General features: G+C 69.3%; 14 protein-coding genes. 3 read left to right on the top strand and 11 right to left on the bottom strand.

Features of this window, described 5'->3' with window-relative positions; translation table 11 throughout:
* Positions 1 to 4: 4 nt before the first annotated feature.
* The 4 genes from ABQ271_RS07390 to ABQ271_RS07375 are packed head-to-tail and all read right to left on the bottom strand — an operon-like array spanning position 5 to position 6,909.
* Positions 5 to 2,272, bottom strand: a complete 2,268-nt coding sequence (locus tag ABQ271_RS07390; protein WP_349310818.1) for a beta-L-arabinofuranosidase domain-containing protein — start codon at positions 2,270 to 2,272, stop codon at positions 5 to 7.
* Complete coding sequence (locus tag ABQ271_RS07385) at positions 2,269 to 3,738, bottom strand: alpha-L-arabinofuranosidase C-terminal domain-containing protein (protein WP_349310817.1); 1,470 nt, start codon at positions 3,736 to 3,738, stop codon at positions 2,269 to 2,271. Before ABQ271_RS07385 ends, ABQ271_RS07390 begins: the two co-directional genes overlap by 4 nt.
* A 31-nt stretch (positions 3,739 to 3,769) precedes the next feature.
* Positions 3,770 to 5,812 carry a TIM-barrel domain-containing protein gene (locus ABQ271_RS07380; protein ID WP_349310816.1) on the bottom strand — a complete coding sequence of 681 codons (2,043 nt, stop codon included), beginning with the start codon at positions 5,810 to 5,812 and terminating at the stop codon, positions 3,770 to 3,772.
* Entirely contained in the window at positions 5,809 to 6,909 is a 1,101-nt protein-coding gene (locus ABQ271_RS07375; protein ID WP_349310815.1) for a substrate-binding domain-containing protein, read from the bottom strand. Before ABQ271_RS07375 ends, ABQ271_RS07380 begins: the two co-directional genes overlap by 4 nt.
* 94 nt (positions 6,910 to 7,003) lie before the next feature.
* On the opposite strand from ABQ271_RS07375, the gene ABQ271_RS07370 reads away from it, so the two are divergent.
* Positions 7,004 to 8,704 (top strand): beta-galactosidase family protein, encoded by a 1,701-nt coding sequence (locus tag ABQ271_RS07370; protein ID WP_349310814.1) that lies wholly within the window; start codon positions 7,004 to 7,006, stop codon positions 8,702 to 8,704.
* A gap of 18 nt (positions 8,705 to 8,722) precedes the next feature.
* Here ABQ271_RS07370 and ABQ271_RS07365 read toward each other — a convergent pair whose 3' ends face one another.
* Complete coding sequence (locus ABQ271_RS07365; protein ID WP_349310813.1) at positions 8,723 to 9,025, bottom strand: DUF427 domain-containing protein; 303 nt, start codon at positions 9,023 to 9,025, stop codon at positions 8,723 to 8,725.
* A 105-nt stretch (positions 9,026 to 9,130) separates the two neighbouring features.
* Between ABQ271_RS07365 and ABQ271_RS07360 the strand changes: the two genes are divergently transcribed.
* A complete protein-coding gene (locus ABQ271_RS07360) occupies positions 9,131 to 10,438 on the top strand; it encodes an MFS transporter (RefSeq protein WP_349310812.1) in 1,308 nt (435 codons plus the stop codon).
* A gap of 54 nt (positions 10,439 to 10,492) precedes the next feature.
* Here the strand turns inward: ABQ271_RS07360 and ABQ271_RS07355 are convergent, their stop codons facing one another.
* The 6 genes from ABQ271_RS07355 to polA form a co-directional block, all read right to left on the bottom strand.
* Complete coding sequence (locus tag ABQ271_RS07355; protein ID WP_349310811.1) at positions 10,493 to 10,750, bottom strand: DUF6458 family protein; 258 nt, start codon at positions 10,748 to 10,750, stop codon at positions 10,493 to 10,495.
* A gap of 80 nt (positions 10,751 to 10,830) precedes the next feature.
* Positions 10,831 to 11,598 carry an SGNH/GDSL hydrolase family protein gene (locus ABQ271_RS07350; protein ID WP_349310810.1) on the bottom strand — a complete coding sequence of 256 codons (768 nt, stop codon included), beginning with the start codon at positions 11,596 to 11,598 and terminating at the stop codon, positions 10,831 to 10,833.
* 27 nt (positions 11,599 to 11,625) lie between these two features.
* Positions 11,626 to 12,975, bottom strand: a complete 1,350-nt coding sequence (locus ABQ271_RS07345; protein WP_349310809.1) for an MFS transporter — start codon at positions 12,973 to 12,975, stop codon at positions 11,626 to 11,628.
* A 34-nt stretch (positions 12,976 to 13,009) separates the two neighbouring features.
* Positions 13,010 to 14,041: an LLM class flavin-dependent oxidoreductase gene (locus ABQ271_RS07340; protein ID WP_349310808.1), complete on the bottom strand. Its 1,032-nt coding sequence runs from the start codon at positions 14,039 to 14,041 to the stop codon at positions 13,010 to 13,012.
* An 83-nt stretch (positions 14,042 to 14,124) separates the two neighbouring features.
* Positions 14,125 to 15,801, bottom strand: a complete 1,677-nt coding sequence (locus ABQ271_RS07335) for a DUF885 domain-containing protein (protein ID WP_349310807.1) — start codon at positions 15,799 to 15,801, stop codon at positions 14,125 to 14,127.
* Positions 15,802 to 15,832: 31 nt separating this feature from the next.
* Complete coding sequence (gene polA, locus ABQ271_RS07330; protein ID WP_349310806.1) at positions 15,833 to 18,460, bottom strand: DNA polymerase I; 2,628 nt, start codon at positions 18,458 to 18,460, stop codon at positions 15,833 to 15,835.
* Positions 18,461 to 18,542: 82 nt separating this feature from the next.
* Here polA and ABQ271_RS07325 point away from each other — a divergent pair, with 82 nt between their 5' ends.
* On the top strand, positions 18,543 to 18,974 hold the full coding sequence (locus tag ABQ271_RS07325) for a hotdog fold thioesterase (RefSeq protein ID WP_349310805.1): 432 nt from the start codon (positions 18,543 to 18,545) through the stop codon (positions 18,972 to 18,974).
* The last annotated feature ends 3 nt before the right edge of the window (positions 18,975 to 18,977 follow it).

The following is an 18,977-nucleotide window of genomic DNA, read 5'->3' as shown; positions in this document are numbered from 1 at the left end:
GGGCTCAGCCGATCGGCGCGCTCATGAGCCTCGTCTCGGTGAGACGCGGGGTTCCCTCGGCACCTCCACCGACGGTGACGACCCACTCCGTCCGCCCGTCGGCGAGGTCCGAGAGGTCGACGTCGACCGTGGGTTCTTCGGCGTCGCCCGGCTTGACCGCGCGGTCTTCGACGACCGCGTCCGCGACACGGATCGTCAGATGCCGCGTCGCGGAGTCGGCGAGCCAGCTCACCCGCAGCACGGATGCCGAGGCACCCCAGTCCTGCAGGACGAACCGCGCGGGCGCGCGGAACCGACGCCAGTGGACGCCGTCGTCGTAGCCGGACTCGGAATCCACGAGGGTGAGAGCGTGATCCGACTCGGGCTGCTGCTGGCCGAAGGTCAGGACGTCCATAGTGCGTGCATCGACGGCGTCGGCTCGGGCGTCCTCTTCGGCGAGCTCGGACCGGCGACGGGCGACATCCGCGTCGTCGGCAAAGGGGAACGACAGGGTGTAGCGGTCGTCGTGCAGCGCTGCGAACGGCTCGAGCACGACCTCGCGCCGCACCGGCGTGGCGGGGAGGGTGAGGGTGCGTCCCTCGCGCTCGGCAGCGAGGATGTCGCCCGGCGTGAGGATCGGCGCGGATGCCAGCGGGAGCAGGTCTCCGCGCGCGATGTGGCCCATGCGCGCGTCCGAGGCGAACGGGTCCACCACGGGTTCGGCGAGGCGTTCCGCGAGCACGCGCGGTCCGTCGACGATCCAGGCCCAGCCGGAACCGTCGGGAGCCCGCTCCGTCCGGAGGACCGGCGGCAACTCGAGGTGCACCGTGGTCCGTCCCGCCCACTCGCGGTCGATCTCGAACCACCCGGCGGAGGGGCGGATCGCCTCGCCGTCGACACGGGCGACCGCCGCGTCCTGGCGCACGCCGTCCGGCACACGAACTCGGAGAAGGAACCGCCGGGGTGTCGGCACCGCGAGGTGGACCGCCGCGTCGTCGCCGAACGGCCGCTCCGTCACGGTGTCGACGACCACGTCGTCCCACCGCGCCCGAGCGCCGACGAGGAGATTCACGTCGAGGCGGTCGGGTGCCGATGAGAACGCCGATGCGGCGAACCTCGCCGGCGCTTCGAGCCCCGTGCCCATGCAGCACCAGAAGCCCGTCTCGCGCCGAGAGTAGACGCGGTGATGGCCCGGCCGGTGCGACGTGAAATAGACGATCCCCCCGTGATCGGGATGCTGCGCCGACAAGAGGTGCACGCTCAGCGCGCGTTCGATGTAGGCCAGATACTCGAGGCCGCCGTCGAGGCGGTACAGCTCGCGCGCGAGCTCCACCATGTTGACGGTGTTGCACGTTTCGGGACCCTCCCTGGCCGTGAACATGCTCGACCAGTCGCCGCGCGGCGGGAAGTGCTCGCGCACGCTGTTGCCGCCGATCGCCGTCGTCCGATGACGCGTGACGCTGGTCCAGAACGTCCTCGCGGCGGCGGCCATCTCGGGCCGACCGCCGAGTCGGGCGAGGACGGCGTACCCGACGACGAGAGGAATCTGCGCGTTCGCGTGCAGGCCATCGAGCTCGTCACGACCCGCAGCCAGCGGCTCCCACAGCGAACGTCCCGTGAGGCGGAACCCCAGGGATGCGGCATCGTCATCGCCCGCGTACTCCGCCCAGCGGCCGAAGGATGCCGCGAGCCCGCCCGACTCCGTCCGAAGCACTCGCTCCACCTGGTCGTCGGAGATCCACGCGAAGGTGTCCACCCACCACTTCACGAAGTCCGCCGCCACCGCGTGCCCCGTCTGTGAGCCGGCGTAGACCGCCGCATCGACGACGCCGGTGAGGACCTTGTGGAGGTTGTAGAGCGGCACCCATCGGCCGTTGAGGTCGAAGGTCTGCGCCTCGATGCGACCGGCCTCGATCTCCTGCCACAGCGCGACTCCGTTAGGCACTCCCCCGATGTATCCGGTCCCGAGAGCGAGTTGGCACTCGCGCAGCGCGGCGATCAGCAGTTCCATCCGCTCGCGTGCGTCAGTCGACCCCGTCGCGGCGTGGGCGGCGAGAGCGCTCAGGACGTGCCCGAGGGTGTGCCCGTCGAGACCGTCCGCTTCCCACCCGCCGTACCCGGCTCCCGCTGCGAGACCTGCCTCGCGTCGGAACGGAGCGAGCAGCCGGTCGGGGCCCAGTTCCAGCGCACTCCGCAGGGCGCGCCGCTGGGCCGCCGCGAACGGCCCCGCCGTCAGCGCAACGTCGGCGAGACCGATCGGCTCGGGTCCCCGGGCCGGCGAGACCTCCGTCACCCGGCCGCTCGCACGCGCACCGTGACGATGCTCCGCGGCGGCAGTGCGAGCCGGAGGCCCGACCCCTCCACGACGGTGCCGGTGAAGTCGACCGGGGTCACGGCATCCGGTTCGTCGAACGTGTTGTGGGCGGATGCCGCGGCATGCAGCATCCGGGCGCTCACCACCTCGGCGACCCGCTCGGGAAGGCGGAGCACGAGCTCAGCCTCGGTCTCGAGGTCCCAGTTGACGGCGCTCACCGTGTAGACGTCGTCCTTCATGCTGATCGTGTGATCGAGGTGCGCTGCGCCGCGCCCCCCGGACCGGCCGGCGTCGTCGACGGTTTCGACGAAGTCCGCATCCTGGTGATCGACGTACATGCCGAAGGCGTGGAACGTCGGAGTCTTGAGCATCCGCGGCCCGTCGGTGAGGAGCATCGCCTGCAGCACGTTGACCATCTGCGCGATGTTCGTCATCCGCACGCGTGCCGCGTGGCGGTGGAAGATGTGGAAGTTCACGGCGGCGACGATCGCGTCGCGCATCGTGTTCTGCTGGAACAGGAACCCGGGGTTTGTGCCCTGCTCGACGTCGTACCAGGTGCCCCACTCGTCGACGAACAGTCCCACCCGACGGGCGGGGTCGTGCCGGTCCATGATCTCGCCGTGCCGGCGGAGCAGCGTATCCATCTGCCGAGTCCGGTGGATCGTGTCGTACCAGGCGGCGTCGTCGAACGACAGAGCGGCGCCCTTCACGTCCCACTCGCCCGTCGGGAGTGTGTAGTAGTGCAGGCTGAGCGCGTCCATGTGGCCGGCGGCACGCGCCATGAGGACGTCGGTCCACTCGTAGTCGTCGGCGTTCGCCCCGCACGCGACCTTCGCGACGTGGCTGTCACCGTAGTCCCGGACGAACGTCTGGTACTGGCGGTACAGGTTCGCGTAGTGGAGTGGGAGCATGTTGCCGCCGCATCCCCAGCTCTCGTTGCCGACCCCGAAGAACTGCAGCTTCCACGGCTGTTCACGGCCGTGCGCGCGGCGGAGTTCCGCCATCGGAGTGTGCTTGTCGAGGGTCATGTACTCGACCCAGTCCTGCATCTCGGCGACCGAGCCGCTGCCGACGTTGCCGTTGACGTACGCCTCTGCATCGAGCTGGTGGAGGAGCTCGAAGTACTCGTGCGTGCCGAAGGTGTTCGGGTCGACGACGCCGCCCCAGTGCGTGTTGACCATCGCTCGGCGGTCCTCGGCCGGGCCGACGCCGCCGAGCCAGTGGTACTCGTCGGCGAAGCACCCGCCCGGCCAGCGCACCACCGGCACCTTGATCTCGCGCAGCGCCGCGATCGCGTCGGTGCGGAGTCCGTTCTTGTGGGGGATCTCGTCCTGCTCGCCGACCCACAGGCCTTCGTAGATGCCGCGGCCGAGATGCTCGGCGAACTGTCCGTAGATGCGGCGGTCGATGCGATGGGCGCGGCTGGTCGCGGTGATGATGCTCATGCGGTGCTCTCCGTCGAGGTGGGGGTGAGGGTCAGGGCTGGGAAACGTGGGGCAGGGTCGCGAGTCGCGCCAGAGCAGCGCCGACCCGTTCGCCGCGGTGGAACACCGGGATGGAAGCCAGCGGCGCATCGACGGTCACCGTCTGTCCGCCGCTGTGGGTCGCGCCCGTCCGAGCGTCGGTCCACTCCGCTCCCGCAGGCAGGTAGACGTCCCATCGGGTGGCGCCGGGATCGGTGACCGGGGCGACGAGGATGTCGGGACCGAACAGATACTGGCCGGGGGTGGTCCACGAAAGGTCGTCCTCGGGGAACTCGAAGAACAACCCGCGCATGACGGGTGCGCCGTTGCGGTGCGCATCGGTCATCGCCTCGCGGGTGTAATCGCGGAGGTCCTCGCGGAGCCGGATGTATTCGACGAGCAGCGCTTCCATCTCCTCCCCGAAACTCCACACCTCGTTGTCGGCTCCGGTCCCGACCCGTGTGACGCCGTGGGCATCGACGATCGGCGTGCCGGGCACCCGGTCGCCGTGGAGGCGCATGACCGGGCTGAAGGTGCCGAACTGGAACCACCGCACGAGGAGTTCGTGGAAGGCGGGCTCGCGGATGTCGCCGCCCGCGAAACCTCCGATGTCGGTCGTGAACCACGGGATGCCGGCGGCCCCCATGTGGACCCCCGCGGCGATCTGCGCCCGCAGATCCTCGAAAGTGGAGTGGACGTCGCCCGACCAGACGAGTGCGCCGTGACGCTGCGACCCTGCCCACGCGGCACGGACGAGCGAGACCGGCTGATCGTTGCCGTCGGCGCGGAGCCCGTCGGCGATCGCCCGCGTGAATTCGCGCGGATACAGGTTCGCGACCTGGGCGCTCGGGCCGGCCGCCAGCCGGTAGTTCTCGAAGTGGTACGCGCCGTACTCGGGCTCGGCCTCGTCGAGCCAGAACGCGGTGATGCCGTACGCGCCGTAGTTCTCGGCGAGCTTCTGCCAGAGGAAGTCGCGCGCGCGAGGCTCGGTGACGTCGAGAAAGCGGGTGTACTGGCCGTCGAAGTAGTACTGCACGTCGATCCCCCGCCGGGTTCGCACGAGCATGTTGCCGTCGCGGAGCTCCTCCCAATTGTCGGATTCCGGGACGACCTGCGGCCAGACGGACACCATGAGCTCGATACCGAGCTCGCGAAGCTCCGCGGTCATCGCCGCAGGGTCGGGCCAGAACTCCGCCTCGAATCGCCAATCCCCCATCCATCGCCAGTGGAAGAAGTCGGCCACGATGACGTCGATCGGGATGCCGCGGCGCCGATACTCGCGCGCAACGGTCAGCAGCTCCTCCTGCGTCGAGTACCGGAGCTTGCACTGCCAGAAGCCGAGACCGTACTCGGGCATCATCGGCGCGTGACCGGTCGCCTCGGCGTAGGCGGCCGCGATCTGTGCGGGGCGCGGATCAGCGCAGACCCACCAGTCGAACTGGGTGGCGCTTTCGGCCTCCCATTCGGTCCGATTCGCGCCGAACACGGCGCGTCCGATGGCAGGGAGATTCCAAAGGAATCCGTACCCGGCGCTGGAGACGACGAAAGGGACGGAGGTCTGCGAGTTCCGGTGCGCGAGCTCCAGGACCGTGCCCTTCAGGTCGACGAGATCCTGCTGGTAGAGGCCCATGCCCACGAGGTGCTCGCCCGCGGGAGTCGCCAGGCTCAGCCGCAACCGGTGATCGCCACCCTCCGTCGGACGGAACTCCCGCGCGTTGAGCTTGAGGGCGCCACCGTCGGTGATCTCCTCGAACAGGAGGCGCCCGTCGGCATCCTGAACCTGCAGGCGGAGCCGCGTCGTGTGGAACCCGACCGACCAGTCGTTGTAGTCCGACTCCTCGGCCACTACCCGGACCCCGCCGGCCGCGACAGTCGCGACGGCTCCCTCGACGGACACGTCGGCTCGAGTGTCGGGCACATCCACGAGAGCTCCGGGAGCCTCGTCGATCGCCCCGAGCGCAGCGCGCACGCGAACCCCGCGTCCCCAGGCTTCGATCGAGACGGTCTGCCCGTCGCCGCGCCAGAGGACACCGGTGTCCGAGGAGTGGAATGTCATGTGTTCGCCTTTCGGGGAGCGAGGGCCGTGCTGTCACGCACGACCAGACGGGTGGGGACGAGCAGGCGTCGGACGGCCTCGCGGTCGTCGAGGCCGGCCAGGAGGACATCGACCGCGGCCCGCCCGACCTCGTCGAACTCCTGGTGGATGGAGGTCAACGGCGGCCAGAACTGCGCGGCTTCGGGCATGTCGTCGAAGCCGACGACACTGACCCGAACGGGCACCGGGATGTTCGCCTCGTGGAGAGCGCGGAGCACACCGAGCGCCATCTGGTCGTTCGCGGCGAATACGGCAGTCACCTCGGGACGCTCCCGCAGGCGGCATCCCGCGTCGTATCCGGACTGCGCACTCCAGTCGCCTCGTTCGAGCGGCGGCGGGGCGCAGCCGGCCCGGGCGAGAGCGGTGCGCCAGCCCTGCTCGCGCCGCACAGCCGAGTACGAGCGCTCCGGACCCGCGACGTGGTGGACGGTGCGATGGCCGAGGGCGAGAAGGTGCTCGACGGCCTGACCGGCTCCCATCGTCTGATCGGTGTCGACGAACGAGCGATCCTCGAGCGCGGAAGCGTCGACGACCACGACCGGAAGGTCATCGGGGAGGGGAAGGTCCTCTCCCGCCGAGAGGTGGTCGCCGATGGCGATGACGAGCCCGTCCACGGCCTGGTCGCGGGCCCGTTCGATCGCCTCGGCGACGGCACTCCGATCGAACCGGGCGGTCGGCACGAGCGCGACGGCATATCCCGACGCGGCACCCGCGCGCGAGATCGCCTCCCACGTGCGGACGCTGCCGTACGAGGTGAGGTCGCTCATGACGACCCCGATGCTGCGATACCGAGCCGAGCGCAGGGCGCGAGCGGCTCGATTCGGCCGGTAACCGAGCTCGCGCATGCTCGCCTGGACCCGCTCGCGCGTCTGTTCGTCGACGCGGTCGGTCCCCGTCACGACACGCGACACGGTCTGCGCGGACACCCCGGCATGACGGGCGACATCGGCCTGCGTGGGAACGCCGTGCGACGTTCCCCCACGACGTTCCGCGGGCTCGCCGAAAGCGGCCTCGACACCCTCGTCAGGAGCCGGTCGCGTGCTACGCTGAGGCGACATGATTGCGTAAACATAGCAGTTCGCGCATCGACTGGGCACCCCCTTCTCGTGACAGTCGGCACCGCCGGCAGAGCAGGCTCCGAGCGGAGATCACATGAGCACTTTCGCCATCGGCGACCGGGACTTCCTCCTGGACGGCCAGCCTCACCGCATCATCTCGGGTGCGCTGCACTACTTCCGCGTCCACCCCGGCGACTGGGCCGACCGCATCCGCAAAGCCCGCCTCATGGGCCTCAACACGATCGAAACCTACGTGGCCTGGAACGCCCACGAACCGGTGCGCGGCGAGTGGAGCGAGTCCGACGGCCTCGACCTCGGCCACTTCCTCGACCTCGTCGCCGCCGAGGGCCTGCACGCCATCGTCCGGCCGGGCCCGTACATCTGCGCGGAGTGGCACAACGGCGGGTTGCCGACGTGGCTCACGGCGACACCCGGCATCCGACTTCGGCAGACGGATGCCGCCTACCAGGACGCGCTCGAGACGTACCTCCGCCGCGTCTACCGCATCGTCGCGCCCCGGCAGATCGACCGCGGCGGCAACGTCGTGCTCGTGCAGATCGAGAACGAGTACGGCGCATACGGGTCCGACAAGGACTACCTCGCCGAGCTCGTCCGAATCACACGGGATTCCGAGATCACGGTGCCTCTGACAACCGTCGATCAGCCGGAGCCCGACATGCTCGAGGCCGGATCGCTCCCGGGCGTGCACCTCACGGGGTCCTTCGGATCGCGGGCGGACGAACGCCTCGCCACGCTCCGCGCGCATCAGCCGACCGGCCCGCTCATGTGCTCGGAGTTCTGGGACGGCTGGTTCGACTGGTGGGGCGGCCCGCACCACACGACCGATGCCGCCACGGCGGCAGCCGAGCTGGACGACCTCCTCGCCGCGGGCGCCTCGGTGAACATCTACATGTTCCACGGCGGGACGAACTTCGGCACGACGAACGGCGCGAACGACAAGGGCAGGTATCTGCCGATCGTCACGTCCTACGACTACGACGCTCCGCTCGACGAGGCCGGCGACCCGACGGCGAAGTTCCACGCATTCCGCGAGGTCATCGCGAAGTACGCCGCGGTCCCCGCCGAAGTGCCGGAGCCCGCCGCGCTGCGACCGGAGTTCCGCGTCGCCCTCTCCCCCGTGATCGCTCCGGGCGAGCCCGAACAGCCGTCGATCTCGGCGCTGGCGACCTTCGAGGATGCCGCGCACACGGGCACCCTCCTGCGCTACGAAGCGGCGCTCCCCGATGGCTTCGCGGGTGCCGTCCTCGCCGTGGGCGAGGTGCGCGACCAGGCGTGGGTGTCGGTCGACGGCATCCGGATCGGATCGCTGTCGCGCACGCGACACGAGCATGCGCTCCGTCTGCCGGCCGGTCGGGCGCTCTCGATCCTCGTCGAGGAGCAGGGACGCGTGAACTACGACGATCGCCTGGGCGAAGAGAAGGGCCTCATCGGCCCCGTGACGGTCGACGGGCGAGAACTCGACTGGCGGACGACGCCGGTTCGCCTCGAGGACGCGGCGTCCGCGCCGGAACTGCTCGTGGCTGCGGCCGAGTTCGACCTGGATGCCCCGACCGACCTCTTCCTCGACACCGCCGGGTGGGGAAAGGGGTACGTGTTCGTCGGCGATTTCCTGCTGGGTCGCTACTGGTCGAACGGCCCTCAGCGGACGCTGTACATCCCCGGACCGGTGACACGGGCAGGCAGTAACACCCTGACGGTGATCGAGCTGGAGCAGCCCGTGCCCACCGAGGCTCGGTTCGTCACCGCCGCCTCGCTCGGGCCGCTGCACGAGTGACGCGGCGGCGTTTCGGGGTTACGACCCCACGGTGACGGCCGGCGCGAACGCGACGTAGCCGGAGAAGTCCTTGCCGACGCGGTCGAACGCGGACGGGTAGGGGTTGGGGTACGACCAGGCGCCGTCCGCGAGTCGTTCCGGTCCTGCCTCGATGTGGAAGTACTGGCATTCGCCTTTCCACGGGCACGTGTACGGCGTCGGGCTCTCGACGAGGGCTCCCGCCTTGATGGATGACGGCGGGAAGTACGCGTTCCCTTCGATCCGGATGATCTCGTCGTCGCTTGCCTCTGCGATGACGGTCTCGCCGATGGTCGCCTTCATATCGTCCTCCGATGGTCCGAACGGTGTGGGCTCAGAGTACGCCCGCCGGGAGTAGCGTGGGCGGGTGAGCGGAGCGGCATCCCCCATCGACACGGGACGACACCCATGACCGGGCCCGGATTCCGCGCCTGGATCATCTGGGGCACCGGCGTCGCCGCCTATATGCTCGCGGTCACCAACCGGACGTCGCTCGCGGCGGTCGGTGTCGACGCCGCAGACCGTTTCCAGGCGGATGCCGCGACCCTGTCGCTGTTCGCCGTCGTGCAGCTCGCGGTCTACGGCGGAATGCAGATCCCGATCGGGATCCTCCTCGACCGGTACGGATCCCGACCGATCATGACGATCGGAATGGTCCTGATGGCGGTCGGACAGCTGACGATGGCCGTCTCTCCCAGTGTCGGCGTCGCCCTCGTCGCGCGCATGCTCCTCGGCGCCGGGGACGCCGCGGTCTTCCCCGCCGTCCTCCGTCTCGTGGCGACGTGGTTCCCCGCGCAGCGAGGGCCGCTCATGGTGCAGCTGACGGGGATCCTCGGACAGGCCGGGCAGCTGGTCGCCGTCATCCCGATCGCGGCCATCCTCCATGCGACCGACTGGACGGTGACCTTCGGGGGCATCGCAGGGCTCTGCGTGCTGTTCGCCATCCTCGTCTTCGCGCTCGTACGGAATCGTCCGCCCGACCGTGCGCGGGACGTGAGCGTCGACACGGACACCGGCGCGATCCGGGTCGTCACCTCCACGATCGACACCGGGGTCGGCATCCGCGCCGCACTCGCCCATCCGGGCACCCGGTTGGCGTTCTGGTCCCACTTCACGACGCCCTTCGCGGGCACCGCCTTCATCCTGCTGTGGGGATTCCCCTACCTGACGGCAGGCGAAGGTCTCACCACCGGCCAAGCCGGTGTGCTCACATCGCTGTACGTCTTCGCCGGAATGGCGCTCGGCCCGGTGCTCGGCGAGCTCTCCCGCCGCGCGCCGAATCGCCGCTCGCGCGCTCTCGTGCTCCCCGCCGTGGGTGTGCAGCTCGCCGCGTGGACGGCCGTGATCGCCTGGCCGGGACCCGCCCCGATCTGGCTGCTCGTGATCCTGCTCATTGCGCTCGCGATGGGGGGCCCGGCATCCATGATCGCTTTCGACCATGCGCGCACGCACAATCCGGCACATCGCCTGAGCACGGCTACCGGTGTCACGAACGCCGGCGGCTTCCTCGCGGCTCTCCTCGCGATCTTCGCCATCGGCTTCGTGCTCGATCTGCAGGGAGCGGGTACCCCCGACACCTACCGGCTCGAGGCGTTCCGCGTCGCCTTCCTCGTGCAGATCCCGCTGTGGGTCATCGGCGCCGTCTTCATCAGCATCGAACGGCGGCGCACCCGCATCCACATCGGAATGGACCCGCCGCGCCGCCCCCGAGGCTGAGCGCACCGGTGGCCCGTCCCCGGAAGGGACGAGCCACCGGTTTCTGCCGACTGCTCAGACGGTGCCGTCTCCCGACGTACGCGTCTCGGAGCGGGTGACCCGCTCCCCCGCGACAGGGTCGACCGTTCGGACGGTCGACTCGCTGGAACGCCGGCGCGTCATCAGCACGAGGCCGAGGACGAAGACGACGAATCCGGCGCCCATCAGGATGTAGCCGATCATGTCGAGGTTGACGTACTCCACGTCGACGTTGACGGCGAACACCAGGATGGCGCCGATGACGAACAGCACGATTCCGGTTCCGATGCTCATGCGCACACTCCCTCTGTTGGCTGTGTGCTCCGATCCTCGCGGAGCCTGACAGGAACCTGAAAGCCCTTGACAGCCGCGGATCAGACGTTTCGTGGTTCGACCGAGAACCAGTCGCCGTACTTCGCTTGCCGTCCATCGCCGGATGACGTGCCGGTGAGGCGTCGTCGCAACCACGGGCCGAGATGCTCGCGGAAGTAGCGTCCGCGGCCCAACGCGACGGCGGAGTCGGGCTCCTGCAGGCGCCACCAGTCCGCGGGCGGAGTTTCTCCAAGAGCCTCGAGCACCCGCGCGGCGACGCGGTGGTGTCCGCGAGAGTTCATGTGCAGCCGGTCCTCGGACCAGAACGACGTATGCGACAACTCGGCGTCCGGCCAGTTGAGGGCGACGACGAGATCGTCTCGACCGCGGATGCGTTCGGTCACCTCCCGGGAGAGTTCGTCACCGCGTCGCTGGATCAGCCCCGACAGGGGCAACTGCGCCGACGGGTTCGCACCGGACAGCACGATCATGGTGACGCCCTCCTCATCGCACCGGCGAAGGACCCGGGAGAACACGTCGGCCACTCGGGAGATGGGCGTGCGCGGGCGAAGCATGTCGTTGCCGCCGCCGTTGAAGGAGAGATGCGTCGGTCGCAGCGCGAGTGCCCGCTCCAGCTGTTCCTCGACGATCGGCTGGATGAGCTTGCCGCGGATCGCGAGGTTCGCGTACGAGATCGCCTCGCCGCGCGAATCCGCCCACCCCTGGGCGACGAGGTCGGCCCAGCCGCGGACGGTGCCGTCGGGCAACTCGTCTCCCACGCCCTCCGTGAACGAATCCCCGATCGCGACGTAGCGCACTTCCGCTGGCATTGCTTCAGCCTACGAGGCTGTGAGCGCTCAGTCAGCGAGGCTGCGCCCGCGCGACTCCGCGAGCCCCCAGGTGGCGGCCGCCGCGACGACGAAGAAGGCACTCAAAACCACGAAGACGAGCGGGATGCCGCCGATGGCCTGCAGCGCCGGGACCGCGGGCGGCGCGAGGATCGAGGCGATGCGTCCTACCCCGGCGGCCCAGCCCGCACCCGTGGCGCGAAGCGACGTGGAGTACGTCTCGGGCGTGACGGCGTACAGCGCTCCCCACGCGCCGAGGTTGAAGAAGGAGAGCGCCATTCCGGTCGCGAGGATCATGGGGATGGTCGTCGCCTGTCCGAAGAGGATCGCCGCGACCGCGGACCCGGCCAGGAAGACCGAGAGCGTGAGACGCCGACCCCACTTCTCGATCAGCCACGCAGCGACGGCGTAGCCGGGAAGCTGGGCCAGCGTGATGAGGAGGGTGAATTCGAAGCTCCGCACCAATCCGAATCCCTGCGAGACGAGAAGGGTCGGGATCCAGATGAAGGCGCCGTAGTAGGCAAAGTTGACGCAGAACCAGACGACCCAGAGCGCGGCGGTCCGCACGCGCATATCCGGAGCCCACAGCCCGCGCAGCCGCATCCCGATCGTCGTGGCGGGAGCAGACGCGCCCTCCGCAGCCGGTGCCGTTGTCGAGACGGTCGTTCCGAACAGGGGCCGAGATGATTCGAGATCCGTGACGATGCGCTCGGCCTCCGCTGTCCGCCCGCGCGACGCCAGCCACCTCGGCGACTCCGGCAGGCCCCACCGGACCACGAGCGCGTAGACGGCGGGGACGGCGCCGATCGCGAGCGCCCAGCGCCAGCCCTCCGAGACCGACGGGATGACGAGGTACCCGATGAGGGCGGATGCGGTCCACCCGATCGCCCAGAACGCTTCGAGCACGACGATGATGCGTCCCCGCATCCGTGCCGGGGCGAACTCGCTGACGTAGGTGCTGGCCACGGGGAGTTCCGCCCCCAGGCCGAGGCCCACGACGAATCGCAGCGCGATGAGGGCGATGAGCCCGCCGGACAGGGCGCTCGCCCCCGTCGCGATGCCGTAGACGAGGAGCGTGAGGGCGAACACCGACCGGCGGCCGATGCGGTCGGCGAGCAGTCCGCCTACCGTGGCGCCGATCGCCATTCCTGCGAAGCCCGCCGATGCGATCCACGAGGTCGCTGCGCTCGTCAGCCCCCATTCGCTGACGAGCGCCGCGATCACGAACGAGATGAGCCCGACGTCCATCGCATCGAGCGCCCACCCCGCTCCCGAGCCGGTCAGCACCCGCAGGTGGGTGCGGGTGAAGGGCAGGCGATCGAGTCGGCCGGTGACGGAGCCGGTCGTGGTCGTGGTCATCCCTGCATCGTACGAGGGCGCGGACCCTGCCAGGTCACTCCCCGAGCATCTCGCGCACGAGCGGGATGACCTTGGTGCCGTAGAGCTCGACGGAGCGCATGAGCTTGTCGTGCCCGAGGGTGCCGTTCGCGTACTTCAGGTCGAACCGTCCCGCGCCGAGCGTCGTGATCGTGTCCGCGATCTTCCGTGCCACGGTCTCCGGTGAACCGGCGTAGATCGACCCTTCCGGACCGACCTCCTGCTGGAAGCGCATCCGGCTGTAGGGCGGCCAGCCGCGGTCACGACCGATCGTGTTGTTCTGCGCCTCGAAACCGGGGTACGCCTCCTCCCACGCCTGCTCGTCGGTGTCGGCGATGTGACCGGGCGAGTGGATGCCGATGGGCTGAGCCTCGGTACCGAGTTCACCGATCGCGCGGTGGTAGAGGTCGACGTACGGGCGGAAGCGGGCCGCCGGACCGCCGATGATCGCCAGCATCAGGCCGTAACCGTAGCGAGCGGTGCGGATGACGGACTCCGGGGACCCGCCGACGCCGACCCAGGCACGGATGCCATGCTCGGTCTTCGGGAAGACGTCCGCATCGGTGAGCGCGGCACGCGTCGATCCCTGCCACGTGATCGGCTTCTCTGTGCGGAGGAGCGAGAACAGCTCGAGGCGCTCCTCGAACAGGGCTTCGTAGTCCGAGAGGTTGAAGCCGAAGAGCGGGAACGACTCGATGAACGATCCGCGCCCGAGAATGACCTCGGCGCGGCCGTCCGAGATCGCCGAGAGGGTCGCGAAGCGCTCGTAGACGCGGACCGGGTCGTCGCTCGAGAGGACGGTGACGGCGGTGCCCACCCGGATGCGCTCCGTCTGCGCCGCGATGGCGGCGAGCACGATCTCGGGGCTTGAGACGGAGTACTCGGCGCGGTGGTGCTCCCCCACGCCGATGAAGTCGACACCGACCTGGTCGGCGAGTGTGGCCTGCGCCACGAGGTTGCGGATCGCCTGCGCGCCCGAGACCTTCTCGCCGTTCGCGTCGACGGTGATGTCACCGAAGGTGTCCAGGCCCAATTCCACAGCGGTCATGTCCGCCCCTTTCATTCATATGCATAAACGTAGGGGGATGCCGACTATTCCCGGCATCCCCCTACGGCGTCGAACCCGGGGCGTCAGGCGTCGCGGAGCGCGGCGCGCAGGGTGTCGAGACCGACACCGCCGAGGCGGAGCGCCCGCATGTGGAACTGCTTGATGTCGAAGTCCGCGCCCCCACGCTGAGCCGACTCATCGCGGATCTGCTCCCAGATGCGCTGTCCTACCTTGTACGAGGGCGCCTGTCCCGGCCAGCCGAGGTAGCGGTTCACCTCGAACTGGATGAACTCGTCGGACATGTTGACGTTCCGCCGCATGAACTCGAGGGCGTAGTCGGCGTCCCAGACGCCGGTGCCGTCGAGACGCGGCTTGCCCAGGTGCACGCCGATGTCGAGGACGACACGGGCAGCCCGCATCCGCTGTCCGTCGAGCATGCCCAGGCGGTCGGCCGGGTCGTCGAGGTAACCGAGCTCCGCCATGAGTCGCTCAGCGTACAGAGCCCAGCCCTCGGCATGCCCACTCGAGCCGGCGAGCAGTCGACGCCACGAGTTCAGCTCGGTGCGGTTGTAGACCGCCTGCGCGATCTGCAGGTGGTGTCCGGGGACGCCCTCGTGGTACACGGTCGTCAGTTCGCGCCAGGTGTCGAACGTGTCGACGCCCTCCGGCACCGACCACCACATCCGGCCCGGCCGGGAGAAGTCGTCCGTCGGACCCGTGTAGTAGATGCCGCCCTCGTTGGTGGGCGCGATCATGCACTCGAGCCGCCGGATCGGATCGGGGATGTCGAAGTGCGTGCGCCCGAGCTCCTCGACGGCACGGTCGCTGGTCTCCTGCATCCACTTTTGCAGCGCCTCGGTACCGCGGAGCTTGCGCGCCTCATCCTCCTCGAGGAAGGCGACGGCCTCTTCGACGGTCGCGCCGGCCTTGATCTCGTGGGCGATCGATTCCTGCTCCGCGACCATCCGGGCGAGCTCCTCGACACCCCACTCGTAGGTCTCGTCGAGGTCGATCGTCGCGCCGAGGAATCGCCGCGAGTGCAGCTGGTAGAGCTCTCGGCCCACGGCATCCACATCGGATGCCGCCGGTGCCAGCTCGTCGCGGAGGAACGTCGCGAGCTGGTCGTACGCGACCCGAGCGGCCCCCGCGTTGTCGGCGAGGTCGCGAGCGAGGGACGCGGGGAGGTGCCCCTCGGCGGGGGCGGCATCGCCGACGAACGTCGCGAAGAAGCCGGTGTCGCTCGTGTAGCGGGCAATCTGCGTGACGACCTCTCGCACCTGGCGACGCGCGGGGACGACGCCTTCGGACACACCCCGGCGCAGTGACTCGACGTAGCCGGCGAGGGCCTCGGGGATCGCGGCGAGACGCGTGGCCACGACGGACCAGTCCTCGACCGTGTCGGTCGGCATGAGGTCGAAGGCCGCTCGGATGTCCTGCGACGGCGACGCGATCACGTTGATGTCGCGGAGGTGCGACTTCGCCGCATGCAGGTCGAGGTGGAGGCCGAGCTCGGCGGAGAGGTCCATCTTCGTGACCTCGTCGACGTCGTCGACCGCGTCCGCGGCCTGGAGGGCGCGCAGCGTATCGGCTGCCGCGTCGGCGAGACGGTCGTGCCCCGCCGGCGAGAAGTCGTCCAGTCGCCCGTTGTGCTCGGTGCGCCCGATGTAGGTCGCGAGACTCGGGGAGAGTTCTGCCAGCGTGTCCACCCAGCGGTCCGCGATCGCGTCGATCGGAGTGGGTGTGCGGTGTGCGTCGGTCATTCCTCGAGCGTAGAGCGTCGCACGCTCCGCGTCAGTGAGCCGCTTCGTCCCAGTGGCTGCCGCGCCCGATCTGCACGTCGAGGGGGACGGACAGGTCGGCCGCATCGCCCATTCGCGTGCGGACGATCTGCTCCACGGCATCCCACTCTCCTGTCGCTACCTCGACCACGAGCTCATCGTGGATCTGCAGGAGTACGCGGGATGACAACCCCTGATCGCGGAGGTCGCTGTGGATCTCGACGAGCGCGATCTTCATGATGTCGGCCGCACTGCCCTGGATCGGAGCGTTGAGAGCAGCACGCTCGGCGTTCTCGCGCAGGACCCGGTTGGGGCTGGTCAGGTCGGGGAAAGGTCGACGGCGGCCGAAGATCGTCTCGGTGTAGCCGTCGATACGTGCCTGCTCGACCGACGACCGCAGGTAGTCGCGCACCGAACCGAAGCGTGCGAAGTACTCGAGCATGAGCTGCTTCGCCTCGGACTGCTCGATGCGGAGCTGCTTCGACAGGCCGAACGCGCTCAGGCCGTACACCAGGCCGTACGACATCGCCTTGACCTTCGTGCGCATCGGCGAGGTCACCTCGGCGGGCTCGACTCCGAAGACCCGCGCACCCACGAAGCGGTGCAGGTCCTCGCCCGAGTTGAACGCCTCGATCAGCCCGGGGTCGCCGGACAGGTGGGCCATGATCCGCATCTCGATCTGCGAGTAGTCGGCGGTGAGGAGTGTCTCGTACTCCGGCCCGACCTCGAAGGCGGCTCGGATGCGCCGCGACTCCTCATTGCGGATCGGGATGTTCTGGAGGTTCGGATCGGTGCTCGAGAGCCGCCCCGTCTGGCTGCCGGTCTGCACGTAGGTCGTGTGGATGCGGCCGTCGTCGGCGATCCCGACCGTCAGCGACTCGATGATCTGACGGAGCTTGGTCGCCTCGCGGTGCTGCAAGAGCAGACCGAGGAACGGGTGCGGGTGGGAGTCCTGCAGGTCCGCAAGGACCGCGGCATCCGTCGAGTACCCCGTCTTGGTCTTGCGGGTCTTGGGCAGCTCCAGCTGCTCGAACAGGACCTCCTGCAGCTGCTTGGGCGAGCCGAGGTTCACCTCGCGGCCGATGATCCCGTACGCCTCTTGCGCGATCGCGTCGGCCCGAGCAGCGAGCTCGCCCGAGAAGCCCGACAGCTTGTCGCGGGAGACCGAGACGCCGGCGAGCTCCATGTCGGCGAGGGCGTCGAGGGTGGGGAGCTCGATGTCGTCGAGAACGCTCGAGACGGATGCCGGCAGCTCCGCGCGCTCGGCCTCGGCGACCCGCAGGCTGAACCAGGCGAGCTGACCGGGCGTCGCACCCTCGGTCTCGGGAACCAGCTGCGACGGGTCGGCCTCGGGCAGCTTCTCATCGAGGTAGCGGTCGACCAGGTCGGCGAGGTTCTTGTCGGGAAGACTCGGCCGCAGAAGCCACCCGGCGAGCAGGACGTCGAACGCGAGTCCGCCGAGCCGCACGCCGGCGCGGCGAAGCGCCTTCACCTGCGGCTTGGCGTCGGTCATGATCTTGGGCGCGTCGCTTTCGAGCCAGGGGGCGAGCGCCACACGCGCGGCGTCGTCCCAGGCCGCCTCGCGGACCTCCTCCGACGTCGCGACGCCGACGCGGGTCGGCAGTCCTCCTGCCATGGCGACCGTGAGGGCGAGTTCGCCAGACTGTTCGGCGAGCCACGCGGCGAGGGCGTCGGCATCCGTCTGCTGCGGCTCGGGTGCGGCGACCTCGGGAGCGGGCGGCTCGTCGGTGGCGTCGAACGCCTCGAACACCCGCGGCAGGAGCGTTCGGAACTCGAGCCGCGCGAAGATGTCGCGGACCGCCTGCGTGTCGAGCGGACGGATGAGGAGGTCCTCCGGCGCGTACTCGAGTTCGACGTCGCGCAGGAGGCGGTTGAGCTGACGGTTGCGACGGACGTCGTCGAGGTGCTCGCGGAGGTTGCCGCCGACGACTCCCTTGATCTCGTCCGCGCGCTCCAGGAGGGCGTCGAGCGAGCCGAACTGGGTGATCCACTTGACCGCGGTCTTCTCCCCCACCTTCGGTACGCCGGGAAGGTTGTCGCTCGTCTCACCGACGAGGGCGGCGATGTCGGGGTAGTTCTCGGGCGGCAGGCCGTACTTCTCGACGACGGCGTCGGGCGTGTAGCGCTTGAGCTGCGAGACGCCCTGGACGCTCGGGTACAGGAGAGTGACGTCGTCGGTGACGAGCTGGATCGTGTCACGGTCGCCCGAGCACACGAGGACGTGGAACCCGCCCTCGATGCCCTGCGTGGCGAGCGTCGCGAGGATGTCGTCGGCCTCGAAGTCCTCTTTGGTGAGAACGGGCACGCCCATGGCCGCGAGACAGTCCTGCAGGAGCGGGATCTGACCCTTGAACTCGGCCGGCGACTCGGAGCGGTTCGCCTTGTACTCCTCGTAGACGCGCGTGCGGAACGATTGCCGCGAGGTGTCGAACGCGACGGCGAGGTGCGTCGGCTTCTCGGCCTTGACGAGGTTCACGAACATCGACAGGAAGCCGTAGATGCCGTTCGTGTGCTGGCCGTCCTTCGTCGAGAAGTTGTCGACGGGAAGGGCGTAGAACGCCCGGTAGGCCAGCGAGTGGCCGTCGACGACGAGCAGAGTAGGCTTTCCGGAGTCGCTCACCCGACCAGCCTAGTTCGGGCCTGCGACATCGACTTCCCCGCGGATGCCGGGCCGGCACCGCCCGACCGCAAGGTGATCCGCCATGTCCGAGACTGCTCCAATTCCGTCCGACGCGCTCGCGTGGGTGACCAGTCGCGGCATGGGGTCCCTCGCCGAGAAGATGGGCATCGAGTTCGTCGAGTTCACCCTCGAACGAGCAGTTGCACGGATGCCGGTCGCCGGCAACACGCAGCCGGTGGGCCTCCTGCACGGCGGCGCGTACGTCGTCCTCGGCGAGTCGCTCGGCTCGATGCACGCGAACCTCCACGCGGGGCCCGACCGCCTGGCCGTCGGCATCGACATCAACGCGACCCACACCCGCTCCGCGACCGAGGGCTGGGTGACGGGCATCTGCACTCCCCTGCACCTGGGGCGGAGCCTCACCGTCCACGAGATCGTCGTGACGGACGATCAGGGTCGGCGCTGTTCGACGGTCCGCATCACCAACATGGTGCGAGACCTGCCGGCATCCTGATCC

The organism is Microbacterium sp. MM2322 (assembly GCF_964186585.1).
GTDB lineage: Bacteria > Actinomycetota > Actinomycetes > Actinomycetales > Microbacteriaceae > Microbacterium.
This window is presented reverse-complemented; position numbering and strand designations above follow the sequence as displayed.